The organism is Prevotella sp. P6B1 (assembly GCF_000702825.1).
Lineage (GTDB): Bacteria > Bacteroidota > Bacteroidia > Bacteroidales > Bacteroidaceae > Prevotella.
Genome location: NZ_JNKF01000013.1, coordinates 289,477 through 304,273 on the forward strand (window position 1 = coordinate 289,477; position 14,797 = coordinate 304,273).

Below are 14,797 nucleotides of genomic sequence, written 5' to 3' on the forward strand. Positions count from 1 at the left end.
GATGAACAGAAACACCGTGATATCCATCTGTAAAGGTATCGCTATTATCCTGATGGTGATAGGTCATGCAGAGGCTCCAGGAGCACTCCAGTCGTTTATCTTCGAGTTCCACATGCCGTTGTTCTTCATCACAGCCGGCTACTTTTTCTCGCTGAAGTATCTTCACAACGAGGCAACTTTCCTGAAGAAGCGTGTAAAGGGTCTCTATCTGCCATTTGTCAAGTGGAGTGTGTTCTTCCTGCTGATTCACAACCTGATGTTCAAGATTGGCATTCTGAACGAGACCTATGGCAACGAAATGGGCGGCGTGACCCATCCCTACAGCTGGCATCAGATGCAGCAGAACTTCTGGAATATCTTCACGGCAATGGGCGGCTACGATGCCTTCCTATGCGGCGCATTCTGGTTCTTCCGTGGATTGTTCGTTGCCAGTATCCTATACCTTATTATATATAAGGTGCTGGATAGCACCATCAAGTCATCCCGTTGGAAGCAATATATTCCTTACATGATCTGTGTAATTCTGCTGTTGCTCTGCGGCTGGAAAACCTACGAGGGAATCAGGGTTATCACCTTGGTTCAGGGCGGCTATCGCGATATGATGGGTTGTTTCTTTTTTGGCTGTGGATTCATCTTCCGCCAATATGCGGATAGCTATCAAGCACTCATGAAGAGATACTATGCCATCGTATGGACAACCGTATTGTTTGGCATCACCGTCTATCTATTCTCGCATTATCTCGAAGCCAATATGAACTGGCGTTCAGACTATACCCATTTCCTCTCGCTACCCATCCCAGCCCTGTTAGGATTCCTGATGATATACAACATCAGCACCTTGCTCGACAAGAAGGAGAACTGGCTGAAGCGGTTCCTGATTTATACTGGCGACCACACGCTCAACATCTTCATTTTCCACATTATTTCGTATAAGGTGGTGAGTCTGATTAAGATATGGTACTATGGTCTGGACATACAACAGATAGGCTGCCACATGGTGATTCACGAACACTCGAAAGAAGATTTGTTCTGGATACCTTACACCATTGCTGGTGTAGGTATCCCATTACTTGTCACCTGGCTGATAGAGCAATGGAAGCTCAAGCGCAAATCATGTCGACCATCATCTGCATCTCCTCGTCAGTAATACCTTTCGCATGTAGCAAAGAATGCTCGTTGAAGATAATCTGGTGAAAGTAATCCTGTTCATCTTCAATATCCTCGGCATAGTCCACGCTGGAGCGGAAACAGCTGGCAGCCTCGTCTAACTGGCCCGTCAGCCACAGATAGAAGCCATAGTTAACGAAGTCGTTAGCCGATGGTTGCTCTCCATCCACCAGCTGTTCGAACAATCGTCCGGCTGGTTCGTATTTTCCGTTACCCGTGAGCGCCCATGCCAGCACACGAGCCACATTCAGGTTGTCAGGATCCTCATAATTAAGTTTGAACAGTATCTGCTCTGCCTCAGCATAAAGATGCAGATTGGTGAGACATACGGCTTTGTGAATCAGGTACGACAGTTTATCAGGACTCAACTCCAACAGCTGATTATAAGCATCGAGAGCCTTCTCAAACTTGTAATTCTTAAACAATGTCTTGGCCAACCCCATCAAGGCCCGCTCATCCTTGGGCTTCAGCGTTAATGCCCGCTGATAGTTTTCCTCTGGTCGTTCATCCAAACAAGCCATCAGCATATAATAGTCATAGTCCCGTTTATTCTCATCTTTCAGCCCCTTCAACAAGAATGCAGCTTCGTCGTAACGATTGCGCTTAGCGAGGAAGGTAGCCACATCTTTATAATAATCGCAGATAGCAGTATCTTTGTATACAGGCTGCTTCAGGAACAAGCAACTGTAGCACGCATCGTCGGCAAAGATATCATCGAATTCGCCACGAGCAGGATGCAGACGGAAGAATCGGTACAAGTCCTGCAGATAGATGCGACGGATATAGGTAGGAGTATTCATTTCAGCCGCATCCAGTTTCTGCACGATAGCAGCCTCACCTTTGTCGAGCATGCCACGCACATGTTCAGGTATCTGGTTGAGTACACTATCAAAGGCCAGCATAAACGAGTATTTATCGCTATTACAGAAAGGGCCACGCTCCAGAATCACCTTCAGGAACTCAACATCGGCGAATTTATCCTTCGCCTTTGCGATGCCTGGATGGTCAATATAATACGGTACGAACCAGTTGGCTATTTCGTTGAAGAAAGAGAATCGCTTCATCTGCGAGAATCCGCCGAAATAGATGTCGCTTCCCTGCTTCTGCATATCAATCATCCTGTGGAATCCAGCCTCCATCTTCTCCAGTTTCTCTTCTTCGGCATCAGGATTCAGGATGTCGTTCAGTACGCTATCCTCATCCTGCTCCATGAATTCGGCACGCATATTCTGTATGTTCTGCCCCTTCAGCAGGTCGGGCATAATCTCATTCTGGATAGTGTCGCGGTCTTCCTCAGCACTCTTGCAGTAGAATAGCTGCTTTTGCAATTCTACCAGCTCTTTCATATTGTCGGCCGATGTGAGTACCTGCTTAACCAGTTGGTTCGCCTCAGGATAGAGTTTATTCGCCAATTCAAGATCGATGGAGAATACCCATCCCACCAATGCGCGCTGGCGCACATACTCATCTGTTGCATTCAGATATACCTGCACCATTGTACGGTATTTCACGATATCGAAACAGTTCATAGTAGCCAGCATCATAGCACTGATAATGAGTTGCTGGTCGGCAGAGTCAATAGTGGGCGATAGGAGCAACTGCTTCATGGCCTCGCCTTGTCCGTCTGTCCACAGGTCGGCAGTCATGATATGGGCGAAGAATTCACATATCAACTGGTTATGCTGCAGGTAAACCTGCTTTCTGTGCTCCTGAACGGTATGCTGCGGTTCCAACCCAAGCATGGCGACATCAGATACAAACGACTCGAGCTGCTCACGTATGACCTGAATCGACCAGTCGCGAGTACTCAGTCGTGCTTTCATCATGAGCGATGACAGTATGGGTGAATTCAGTACGCGTGCATTGGTTATTATATTGGCATAAAGCACATACATGCGATGCAGCAGCTTTTGGTATAGCTGTGGCAGCTGTGGGTCCTTAAAGCCTTTTCGCCAGTAGTCGATCATCATCTGATAGTCGGCTTTGATGGCATACAAACGGTCGGAGTTTATCTGATGCGGATGCAGAGCCAAATAGTCTTCCATTTGGTTGACAGCACCCTGCAGGTTTTTCTCTGCAAGATGATCATAAACATTGTCTAGTGTGCCGTCTTGAAACATATGCTACTTCTTTTTATCAAGCCAACGCTTAGCGCAGTCTATGTCTTTTTGTCTTGTTGCCTGATAGGTGAATTTCAGCGAATCGGGCAGCGCTTGGATGGCTTGATCGTTCAGTTTATAGTATTTTTTGAGTATCTGCTTGTAGTGGGCCACGCCAAAGTGGTTGATTGAGTCGCAAGCCTGCTTGTAGCCCTTCATAAACACCTCCATCTGATGCTGGCGTGCCTTATCGTCCATATTCTTGGTACGGCACACGAGTGCCCCCATCTGCATGTCCAGCTTGCGCGTATCGAGCATCACATAGTGCTTCTTCAGCAAGGCCTGCGAAGCCTGAGGTTCTGTCAGCAGCATGGCGTCCATCTCGTTGTTCTCCAGCATTTTCAGGCGTATGTTCACATCGTTAATCTGGATACGGAACACGCGTTCTGAAGCCAGTTTGGCACTATCCACAGCCATATCGCCCAGCAGGTCGGTAACCGAGTAACGTGTCATAGCCAGCATCTTATCATCGAGATGCTTGAAGTTGGTGATACGGAGCTGGCGCTGGCTGATCATGAGCCAGTAGGCATTGGTGGCAGCAATATAACGCAGGGGTGTACCTTCTTTCATCATCTTCTCGGCTCTTACCAGATCGGTGAAAGCAGCCTCGGCACGGCCTCGGATCAGGGCTGTGTCAATATCTATCTGGGCATTGAATCGCTTCAGGCGGATATCTACGGCCGTATCAAACATCTGGCGCTCTTTGGCCACGAATACAGGCAGGCAATCCAATGTGGGCATCACGGCCACCTTGAATGCAGCCGAATCCTCACGCCACAGTTTCAAACGCTGCTGACGAGTCAGGCGCTTGGTCTCTTCGTACGATTGTCCGCAGCCTACGAACACCAGAAGAGCTATGATTCCTAACAATAATTTCTTCATAATCGCCTGCAAAGATAGTTATTTTTTGAAAAATAACATCTTATTTTAATTATTATTTGTAACTTTGCTGCCATTATGGCAAAAGACAAAACAGCATACGTATGTTCCAACTGCGGCCAGGAATCGCCGAAGTGGATTGGCAAATGTCCCGCTTGCGGACAGTGGAATACTTTCAAGGAGATCAAGATAGCTGCCGACACCAAACAGCAGGCAGCCACTACGGCTGCAGCTACTGCTGGTCATAGTTTGCGACATAACAAGGTGTTGCGCCTGCGCGATATCAGTTCGAAGGACGACCCCCGTATCGATATGCACGATGCCGAGCTGAACCGTGTGCTTGGCGGCGGACTGGTTCCTGGCAGTATCGTGTTGCTGGGTGGCGAGCCTGGTATCGGCAAATCCACCCTCTCGCTACAGACGATGCTGAACATGCCTGAAAAGAAGATTCTCTACGTGAGTGGTGAGGAGAGTGCCCACCAATTGAAGATGCGCGCAGAACGATTGGGTGGCGAAAATGAGAATTTCATGCTCCTGACTGAGAATTCGCTCGAAACCATCTTTGATCATATCAAGGAGGTACAGCCCGAAATGATCGTGATCGACTCGATACAAACCATCTCTACCGAGGATGTGGAGTCGAGTGCAGGCTCTATCGCCCAGGTGCGCGAGTGTGCCTCTGCCCTACTCCGTTTTGCCAAGACCAGCGGTGTGCCTGTTATCCTGATTGGTCATATCACCAAAGAGGGCACCTTGGCCGGTCCTAAAATCCTGGAGCATATCGTGGATACGGTCATCCAGTTCGAAGGCGACCAGCATTATATGTACCGCATACTGCGCAGCATCAAGAACCGCTTTGGCTCTACGGCCGAATTAGGTATCTACGAGATGCTACAGAACGGTTTGCGACAGGTGTCCAACCCTTCAGAACTCTTGTTGACGCAGGATCGCGAGGGCCTTTCGGGCATTGCCATCACGTCGGCCATCGAGGGTATCCGGCCGTTCTTAGTCGAGACTCAGGCGCTTGTTTCAACAGCCGCCTATGGCACCCCTCAGCGCTCAGCTACAGGCTTTGACCAACGCCGACTGAACATGCTGCTGGCTGTACTCGAAAAGCGCGTGGGTTTTAAGCTGGCACAGAAGGATGTGTTTGTGAATATCGCTGGCGGGCTGCGTGTAACTGATTTGGCAATGGACCTGAGTGTGATTGCCGCCGTACTCTCATCGAATGTGGACACACCTATCGAGTCGGGGTGGTGTATGGCTGGCGAGGTAGGACTGAGTGGCGAGGTGCGCCCCATCAACCGCATCGAGCAGCGTATTGCCGAGGCTGAGAAGTTAGGATTTACCGATATGATCATCCCAAAATACAACCTTCAGGGCTTCGATAAGAATAAATATTCAATCCGTTTGCACCCCGTCAGAAAGGTCGAAGAGGCCCTGCGTGCTTTGTTTGGCTGATAATTGTAAACTCAGCCTTACATTATCAATAATTATACGCAAAAAAGATTTAAATATTCAATGTCCAATGGTCAATGTTCAATGAATTTTAGTATCTTTGCAGTCGCATTTTAAAATGAAGTTTATTACATTTTTAATATTATAGAATTATGACTATCAACGAATTCAACTTTGCCGGTAAGAAGGCAATCGTACGTGTAGACTTCAACGTACCCCTCGATGAGAATGGTAAGATCACAGACGACACCCGTATCCGCGGTGCCCTGCCTACCCTGAAGAAGATTCTGAATGATGGTGGTGCTACTATCATCATGAGCCACATGGGTAAGCCCAAAGGTAAGGTAAACCCCAAGCTGTCTCTGGGTCAGATTCGCGAGGCTGTTGAGAAGGCACTGGGTGTTCCCGTTGCTTTCGCTGCCGACTGCGCTAAGGCTGCTGATGCTGCTAAGGCTCTGAAGATGGGTGAGGCTCTGCTGCTCGAGAACCTGCGTTACTATCCTGAGGAAGAGGGTAAGCCCGTAGGTGTAGAGAAGGGTACTCCTGAGTACGACGAGGCCAAGAAGGCTATGAAGGCCAGTCAGAAGGAGTTTGCCAAGACTCTGGCCAGCTACGCTGACTGCTACGTAATGGATGCCTTCGGTACAGCTCACCGTAAGCACGCTTCTACTGCTGTTATCGCTGATTACTTCGACGCTGACAACAAGATGCTGGGTCTGCTGATGGAGAAGGAGGTTCAGGCTGTTGACAATGTACTGAGCAACATCAAGCGTCCTTTCGTTGCCATCATGGGTGGTTCAAAGGTATCTTCTAAGATCGGTATCATCGAGAACCTGCTGGGTAAGGTTGATAAGCTCATCCTCTGCGGTGGTATGACCTACACCTTCGCTAAGGCTCACAACGGTGAGATTGGCGATTCAATCGTTGAGCTCGACAAGCTGGATGTAGCCCTGGGTGTTGAGGAGCTGGCTAAGAAGAACGGCGTAGAGCTCGTTCTGGGTTCTGACTGCACAGCTACTAACGGTCTCGACTTCGGTACTATGAGCGTTAAGGAAGGTGCAGAGATCATCACCTGCCCTGCCAACAAGGTTCCTGCTGGTTTCGAGGGTGTTGACGCTGGTCCAGAGAGCCAGAAGGCATTCGCCGAGGCTATCAAGGGTGCTAAGACCATCCTGTGGAACGGTCCTGCCGGCGTATTCGAGTGCGACGCTTTCACCGCTGGTTCACGTGCCATCGGCGACGCTATTGCTGAGGCTACCAAGAATGGTGCGTTCTCACTGATTGGTGGTGGCGACTCTGTAGCATGTGTTAACAAGTTCGGTCTGGCCGATCAGGTATCTTACATCTCAACTGGTGGTGGCGCTCTGCTCGAGGCCATTGAGGGTAAGGTCCTCCCAGGCGTAGCTGCTATCAAGGGCGAGTAATAACGAGCCCTCGTTATTGTTTATGCAAAAGAAATCTCCTATCGCTTGATAGGAGATTTCGCTTTTTATATACTGTCGGGAATGTGATTTCCTATACGTAGAAGTTATAGCAGGCGGCGAAGAACCTGGGGAAGTGCGCAATCCGCTTAATGACCGACAGGCCGAACCTGCTGTAAACAATCTTATCGAGAATATCCTCCTTACGCTTCTTGCGGAAGATTTTCCTGTTTACTTCGCGGAAGTCCCTGCCCTCGATGATAGCGCGACTGGCATTTTCGGCTGTAGCTATCGCATAATACAGTCCTTCGTACGACACACGGTTGGTAAATCCGCCTGCATCGCCGATCAGGATCACACGAGGCGAAGGCGATACTACCGAGGCACGGGGGATGAAAGCACCACGCAGAGGTCTGTCAGTGAGATACGGATAGTCCAGCTCCTTCAGCACACGCTTAAAGCTGTCCTTGCTGGTATGTGCATCGCCGAAGCCTATCACATCGTGGGTCTTGTTGGGGAACACATAGAAATAGCCGTGACTGTAGCTGTTTGAGAGGCTGAGCGTAATCATAGGCTCCACATCGGCAGCTCGATCGTGATACTGTTCATAGAACAGGAATCCGTTGGAGCTGTGCGGAGCAATGCGCTTACGCACCTGACTGGTAGCGCCATCGGCCCCCACGAGATAGCGGCAGGCAATCTGCTCGCCCGAGCGCAGAGTAACCACTACGGGATAATCCTTCCGTGCGGCATCCTCGCTGAAATCGGCAAATGCGCCCTGCTCGAAAGCGCCACCAGCTGCAAGATACTGCTGCAGGAGCAGGTGGTCAAAGTCCTTTCGGCGAACGATACGTATCATGCGCTGCATGTCGTCCAATCTGAGATAGCCGCAATGCTCACCGTCGATAATCAGCCCGAAGTTAGTAATCGGCATATACTCATACTTGAAGTCAGGAAACAGGCGCCCAAGCGTTTGCCACGCCTTAGGAGTCAGTCCACCACCACAGATTTTGTCGCGAGGGAACGAGGCATGGTCAATCAACAAGCACTCCAAGCCAGCCCGTTTCAACAGGCTCGCACACACTGATCCCGCTGGTCCTGCACCAACTATCAGCACATCATATGTTCTCATTTTATCCATTGCGTGCAAAGGTAGAAATAATACTCGAAATAACCAAACTTTTTTGCAGTAAAGATTCTTCGGTTTTCGAACACAATAGGAAAATTCCTATCAACTGATAGGCGAATCCCCTTTTTTATGTGTCATACTATTGATACCTTTGCACCAACAAAATTCAAATAACAATGTTCAAACGTACACTCATATCCATGTTAGTATTGTTTGGGGTGCTCAGCGCCTCAGCCAGTCAGGTAGGCGTCTACTGCACGATGGGCAGCGAAGGCAGCCAGATGTATCGCAACCAGGATATCCGCCTGCAGATAGTACTCACCATCGATGGCACAGCCCTGCTTGAGGTTGAAAACCTTACCGACCAGGTGATGTATATCGACCGCCGTCGCTCGTTTGTTTGGGTAAACGGCGCATCCACATCGCTCAACGACCCTCGCATTCCGCCCTTCGAAGCCGAAGAGCATTGGGTGTCGATTGCGCCTCATGGCGTCAACACTATCTATGCCTGGGAGCAACTGCCGCTATTGCTCAACCCACAGATGATCTATGTGGGCGAGCCAAAGAGCTGGGGCAACACCAGTAAGGGAAGGTTTCTCGACACCAACAAGAAGTTCCACAAGGGCGACAAGCGCCGCTACACACGCCGCACCACCCCATTGGCGCTGGCAGCCGACATCGAATACCGCTTTACCTATGATGGCGATGCCGAACCCAGAGTAAAGGTATCCGACTATGTAGAATCAATCAAGGTAGATTCGAACATGTGGGTAGATAAGCATGGCAAGCTGGTTAACCCACGCCTTTTCCCCCATCCCTGCTTCGCCTTCCGCAGTGGCAAGTCAGGTGGCGCCGTTCTTGGCGAAGCCCTGGGCCTTACCGCAGCAGCCGGTCTGGTAGTCCTTGGAGCCGCCCTCGCGCCCGATGAGCCCACTCCTGCATGGTAAAACCTCCTAAAAGTCTATTTCATTTTCCAATTGCGCCATTCTTCTCCTAATTCAATTGCAGGAACGATGGATGGCGTTTGCCTCTTAAGATTAAGTGCAGACTGGCGACGGACATTCATAAGCAAATAATCACTTAACTCATCAAGCGATGCTTCGCCATTTGACTGTTGAAGTTTCTTCAGCAAGAAGTATGTAAACGTACCATGGCCTTTCTCTTTATATGGCCAAGCCGTTTCATCTCCCATTGCCGATGAAAACATTACCATATTGCCCTTAGGCACTGTATCTTTAACTTTAATTGCGACACCACGATTCTCTGCCAACACACCTTCACCACGCAAAGCACCACTAAAACAAGCGTCAATAAACAATACTATAGAACGCGCCTTGGTTGATGCCAAATCGCTGATTAGTTTTCCTATCGAATAACAGATGTTTGTTCTCTGTGGGTCAGCATCTACAGGCATCAAGTAAGCATCTTTGGTCTTCTCGTTTGGCACACCATGCCCTGCGTAATAGAAAATAATATTGAGTGTTGAGTCAGGAAAAGTTGTAGCCAGATATTTAATATCTGCCATAGTACCTACCAACGAACCATACGTGGCATCAGGAAGATAAACTACATTCTGGTCAGGCAGTCCAAGAACTCTTTTGCAATACTCTGCAAACATAGACGCATCGTTAAGAGCAAAAGTTACAGGAGGCACCGATTTGTAGTTCTCATTACCCACTACCAACGCTATCGTATTCACATTTTTGCGTAATGTGTCTTCTGGCAAATTCAAATCTACCTCGCTCAAGTACTTAATTTCTGCCTTTGGCTTTTCCAACTGTATTTCTGTGTTATCGGTTTCACCTATAGCGAGAATACCATTCACCCAGTTCTCAAACGAAGTAGAAGAACCCGACCAGTCGTTATTGTAGATACTTTCCAAGGCGGTTTGAGCTCTTCGATAGCCTTTAATTAAAGATGTTTTTAACCAGCGTTGACAGGTTCGTTTATCGTCTACCAACAATTCTGCCATATAGTAGCAAGCCTCACCGCCTCCGTCTTCCGTGTAGAGCTGCTCAGCACGCTGCCTATAGCTATAATATTTCTGCGGGTCCATCTTATACATCACTCTACAAGCATCAGGACTACCAGCATCAGCAGCTTTACGAAGTATGCTTTTTCCTTTCTCGTGCTGTTGTGCTACTACCCCCTTAATACCCGTCAGATAACAGTACGCCACCAGATACTGCGCATGCAGATCGGTTTGGGCCAGCTCTCTCAGTGCCTTCCATTCTTTACTGTTTTTGGGCAATTCTTCATCAGATTGTGCCTGTGCAGAAAGAGTTGCAACCAGCATGCATAGAATAACAATAGTCAGCCTCTTCATGTTTTTAGTATTTTGGAATATCTATAGTCTTCGTCTCACTTTTAAATACAATATCGTCATCACTCGTGTCTGTTATCTGTTGCTCATAACCCACATAACCATATATTTTAACCCAATAGGTAAGAGTTCCGGATACCGCAGAATCAAAATCCAATGAGAAAGTTAATTCGTCTCTGTTACTATTATCCACGAAGTGAGTTTCCGAATTATTCTCTGACGAGAGCGTATAGAATAAGCGCCCTTTACAACTTAAGAGATAGCCATAATTATAATCAGAAGGATAGTTTTTGCTGTCAATACTATATTTAACCGTTAGAAAATATTTATTGTACTTTTGATAATAACTATAATCACTCCAACCTGTATTGTCTGGGTCTTCCCTAGCAGAAACCAAGTTGTAATTCTCATCTTTCGTCTGGAAGCTTATAGCCGGTCCAGTTTTACATCCTCCGAGCTCATCTTTGTCAATATACCTATAGTAATAGGTTGTCGAGGGCTTAAGATTTTTAAAAACAATAGTACCAACATTTTTATTATAACTACCAGCCAAGCTATTTCCATTAAAATCCTTGTTATCGTTTAACTGAACAGAATTATAATAATCTTCGCCCCAATCTCTGAATACTGCGGTATTTTGTGTGGTAAACCATAAACAATAATCAGCATCTGGATAATAATACAAATTCAAAGTGGAATTTCCATCAATAGCAGGAAGTTTCTCGCAACCAGCATATATCATTGACACCAAAAGGAGCCCTATAAAACTAAACTTTTTCATAATTCCTTGTTTATTACAATTAGAACATATAGCCAACACCAAAATTAGCACCAAAGTATGGCTTCTTAGTATTCCACATAGTGCTTCCACCATTAATCATCACATGGCCAATCTTCATCATCAGGCCAACCTCTGCACAAACGCCTTTATATGACAAATCCGAATGGTTATAATAGCCTTTTACATCATACCACGTTCCCGTTTGGTGTTGCATAGCAACTTTGCGGTTCGAGATACCACCACCGACAGTAAGATAAAGAGGACTACCCAAACGTAGAATTAATCCTCCCGTAATTGCCTGATAGCCAGTCTTTTTATCGATCCAAAATGGATTATACACATCATTATTATCCAGTTCTGCAGATGTTGAAGGCATTGAGCTCTGCACATATCTGGCATAGATACCGATGTTCTTAACCACTCCAACCATCAAACCAAATGGAATATCTTTGCCATCTGTACTGGGAACAGTTACCTGCGGACTAACAAAGAACTGATAACGGGTAGCTGGGCGCGTCCACCAAGTAGAGTTCTCAAGCGTAATTGACATATTGCCCGATACTCCCTGAGTTTTCGTAAGACGGCCAGCGCTACTTACCTTTACCTTTTCTACAGCCTTTGGTGTCTCAAGTTTAAAACGGCCGTCAATACCAGTCGTTGAGAAAACTTTCGAACCCATTGCCTCAACACGGGCTCCAGAAATTGGATTACCAGCCTTGTCAACTACCTGTCCCGTTGTTACATACTGCGCAGACGCTGTTAAGCATACAACCATCAGACATGCTGTTAATAGTTTCTTTTTCATATTTACACAATAGGTTTTTTAGTTCAATTTCTGTGGCAAATATAGGAATAATCCTCGAATCTTCCAAATATTTTAGTAAAAAAGAATCATTTACGAATATTACAGATATTGCGAATGGTCTGTCCAGCCCCCAAATAACTGGGATACTGGGATTTGGGATGATAAAAAAGATGCCGAGCGATTGTAACTCGACACCTAAAAATTTCCTATCTGAATTCCAGCATTATAAGCATTCTATTCATAATATGTTATTATACGTTTCTCTATTTTTATTTGTTCCTGGACTTTTTGCTCTCTAACCTGCTGACTTTCATTAAGAGCTACGCTATCTGCAACTACCTCTCCACCAGCATCGGACTGAACTATAGTTCTTTCAGTCCAGTTACCGATGGTGTCAAAATGTTGGTATACATAATTCTGGCTCGAAGAAAACGAGCCATTGCCTTTGATTGTTCCAACTCTACTTACAGATTCTGGATAAATATTACCGCCTTTATATATTCTCTTTTCCGTCCATTCTTCAGTCCAACCTTTAAGATTTACTGATGATAGCCTTCCGTTTTTATCGTATTTAAATACGTATGTATTATAGACTTCACTTTTTCCTGTAGGGTCAACATCGTCATATTTTGACAACCGTCCGTCTTTGTCACGCTGAATTTTAGTATATAAATGATTTCCACGATATAATTCACCTTCCTCGTCATAACCATACTCATTCAACCACTCATCAACAAGGATGTGCCCATACTTATCAAAGGCAATGTCACCACGTTCATACAAACTACCCTGATTAATTTTTCCATCCTCCTCATAAGTAGAGTATATTTGATATTCTACATTCTTCACCATACCATTCAGGCCGAAGCTCTGAGCATCAGTAGCATCGTATTTGGTAGTCTGATCTTGTAGCACTTCAACCGTTGCAGAATCTGACGATTCATCGTTATCATCTGCAGATACTGACGACTTGCCATTAACGCAAGCCGCCAATATTATTATCGAAAATAGAAATAATAATATTTTTTTCATATTCTAAGTCTATCTACTGAGAACAATTACCAGTTCTATGTTAGAATCTTCTAATTCTAGAGAAGTCTGGCACTCTAATGTCTGCCCTGCATTCTTTACAATCTTAGAGAATTTTGTGTCCGATAGTTTCTTGCGTCCATCTGAAAGCTTTGCAAGTAGTGCCTTGTATAAATCGGGAATATTGATTCCCGCGGCATCTGTTAAAGAGATCGTTCCTGATATTCTTTCAGGAACAGCATTGGTCCAATGAACACCATCACTTACGTTTCTATCATAAGTAAACCATCCATCATTTACCTTTTCTGTATGGAATTTCTCTTCTGCAAGATTATTATCATATGTTATCTCTAAAATAACATTAACTTTATCGTCAAGTGTTGTACGATGCGTTATACCACGTGAATAACCTGCCCGATTAATATCCAATTCTTTAAAAATAGTCTTTACTGATTGGGAAATAGGTGTAGCTTGTTCAAACTCCTCAATACTTTTAAGAATAGAAGCACTTATAGATTCCAAATCCACATAATCAACATATCCAATTTCCTCATTACTGATATTGTCGAAAGCAATAATTTCTTTACCCTCTTTATTAATTAATGAATATGATTCGCCATCTTGCATTAAGAAGTTGTCTCCCATTCCCAAGATTCCATCATCAAAATCAAAGTCGATTATAGTATTGTCCTCAGCATCAATTACACCACATTTATCTCCTTTTTTAGCGAAAAACAGTCCACCACCCAATATATTTCTTATTTTATCGTATTTGGGTCTAATTACTATTTCGCCTTTATCATTTGCAATACCACATTTAAAATCACCATTTTCAAAAACCAAGTAGCCACTATTATAACAAAGGTAAGCATATAACGCCCTTGACTTTTTTATTTCGAACAGTTTCTTACCAGTTTTATCAAGGATTATTACCTGACCGTTTTCATCTCCTGCATTTCTAACAGCAAGCTTCCCTTCACTATAATTTCCAAATAATTTTTCATATTTCCTAGTATCTATTTCTCCTTGCTTTTCTCCTTTCATATCCAAAATAAGCAGTGTGTTATCATCCTCACTCTTTTGGGCCAATATGATTCCCTCATTACAACAATAAATTGATGAGTATGCTGGAGGTATTATTACTTGACCATTGCTGTTAATTACGCCATATTTTTTTTCTTGGTTATAGAATATACCATAACCTTCTTTCGATATACTGAAACAACGTTTAATATCTTTTCCTAGTGTAGCTACAATTTTACCATCTTTCCCAATAATTTGTATTGGCTGATTGGGGTTCGAGACGACAGCAACTCCAGAATAGAAAGGTGTTACTTCAGCAAACTCTCCATCAACCACAGGTTTTTTGGGATTTTCAATATTGAAGAGTTGATATTTACTATCAGATTTCACCCAATATACACCATTGTGAATCTCAGATATTTTTGAATCTGAAGGATATTCTTCCTTAACAACTTCATTTCCATCTTTGTCGATAATGCTCCATGAGTCACCCTTCGACATCTGAACAGCCAAATATTCAAGATTGTAACCACTCTTTTCCTTTCCACAGCTACTAAATAGCAATGTTGCTACAATAATGCTGGCTGTTAACAGCATATTGATTTTAATCTTTCTCATTGTTG

The 14,797-nt window shown here is 45.2% G+C and carries 12 protein-coding genes; 4 read left to right on the forward strand and 8 right to left on the reverse strand.

Annotated elements, in window-relative coordinates; all coding sequences use genetic code 11:
- Nucleotide 1: 1 nt before the first annotated feature.
- On the forward strand, nucleotides 2-1,147 hold the full coding sequence (locus T495_RS15270; protein WP_051651995.1) for an acyltransferase family protein: 1,146 nt from the start codon (nucleotides 2-4) through the stop codon (nucleotides 1,145-1,147).
- Here T495_RS15270 and T495_RS0110490 read toward each other — a convergent pair.
- A complete protein-coding gene (locus T495_RS0110490; protein ID WP_033148617.1) occupies nucleotides 1,101-3,287 on the reverse strand; it encodes a tetratricopeptide repeat protein in 2,187 nt (728 codons plus the stop codon). The two genes, T495_RS15270 and T495_RS0110490, sit on opposite strands and share 47 nt — an antisense overlap.
- A 3-nt stretch (nucleotides 3,288-3,290) precedes the next feature.
- Nucleotides 3,291-4,208: an ABC transporter substrate-binding protein gene (locus T495_RS0110495; RefSeq protein WP_033148618.1), complete on the reverse strand. Its 918-nt coding sequence runs from the start codon at nucleotides 4,206-4,208 to the stop codon at nucleotides 3,291-3,293.
- Nucleotides 4,209-4,283: 75 nt separating this feature from the next.
- Between T495_RS0110495 and radA the strand changes: the two genes are divergently transcribed.
- Nucleotides 4,284-5,666 carry a DNA repair protein RadA gene (radA, locus tag T495_RS0110500; protein ID WP_033148619.1) on the forward strand — a complete coding sequence of 461 codons (1,383 nt, stop codon included), beginning with the start codon at nucleotides 4,284-4,286 and terminating at the stop codon, nucleotides 5,664-5,666.
- Between the two features lie 149 nt (nucleotides 5,667-5,815).
- A complete protein-coding gene (pgk, locus tag T495_RS0110505) occupies nucleotides 5,816-7,087 on the forward strand; it encodes a phosphoglycerate kinase (RefSeq protein WP_033148620.1) in 1,272 nt (423 codons plus the stop codon).
- A gap of 91 nt (nucleotides 7,088-7,178) precedes the next feature.
- Here the strand turns inward: pgk and T495_RS16305 are convergent, their stop codons facing one another.
- On the reverse strand, nucleotides 7,179-8,216 hold the full coding sequence (locus tag T495_RS16305; RefSeq protein ID WP_197020386.1) for an NAD(P)/FAD-dependent oxidoreductase: 1,038 nt from the start codon (nucleotides 8,214-8,216) through the stop codon (nucleotides 7,179-7,181).
- Nucleotides 8,217-8,389: 173 nt separating this feature from the next.
- Between T495_RS16305 and T495_RS0110515 the strand changes: the two genes are divergently transcribed.
- Nucleotides 8,390-9,160, forward strand: coding sequence for a hypothetical protein (locus tag T495_RS0110515; RefSeq protein WP_033148622.1), 771 nt, complete (start codon nucleotides 8,390-8,392; stop codon nucleotides 9,158-9,160).
- A gap of 14 nt (nucleotides 9,161-9,174) precedes the next feature.
- Here T495_RS0110515 and T495_RS15275 read toward each other — a convergent pair whose 3' ends face one another.
- The 5 genes from T495_RS15275 to T495_RS0110540 all read right to left on the reverse strand — a co-directional run bounded on the left by T495_RS15275 (nucleotide 9,175) and on the right by T495_RS0110540 (nucleotide 14,792).
- The gene (locus T495_RS15275) at nucleotides 9,175-10,539 is read right to left on the reverse strand and encodes a caspase family protein (protein ID WP_081832095.1); all 1,365 of its coding nucleotides are present in this window, start codon (nucleotides 10,537-10,539) and stop codon (nucleotides 9,175-9,177) included.
- Nucleotides 10,540-10,543: 4 nt separating this feature from the next.
- A complete protein-coding gene (locus T495_RS0110525; protein ID WP_033148623.1) occupies nucleotides 10,544-11,317 on the reverse strand; it encodes a hypothetical protein in 774 nt (257 codons plus the stop codon).
- Between the two features lie 19 nt (nucleotides 11,318-11,336).
- Entirely contained in the window at nucleotides 11,337-12,122 is a 786-nt protein-coding gene (locus T495_RS0110530; RefSeq protein WP_033148624.1) for a carboxypeptidase regulatory-like domain-containing protein, read from the reverse strand.
- 234 nt (nucleotides 12,123-12,356) lie between these two features.
- Nucleotides 12,357-13,154 carry a membrane lipoprotein lipid attachment site-containing protein gene (locus T495_RS0110535; protein ID WP_033148625.1) on the reverse strand — a complete coding sequence of 266 codons (798 nt, stop codon included), beginning with the start codon at nucleotides 13,152-13,154 and terminating at the stop codon, nucleotides 12,357-12,359.
- A 9-nt stretch (nucleotides 13,155-13,163) separates the two neighbouring features.
- Entirely contained in the window at nucleotides 13,164-14,792 is a 1,629-nt protein-coding gene (locus T495_RS0110540; RefSeq protein ID WP_033148626.1) for a WG repeat-containing protein, read from the reverse strand.
- Nucleotides 14,793-14,797 lie beyond the last annotated feature (5 nt).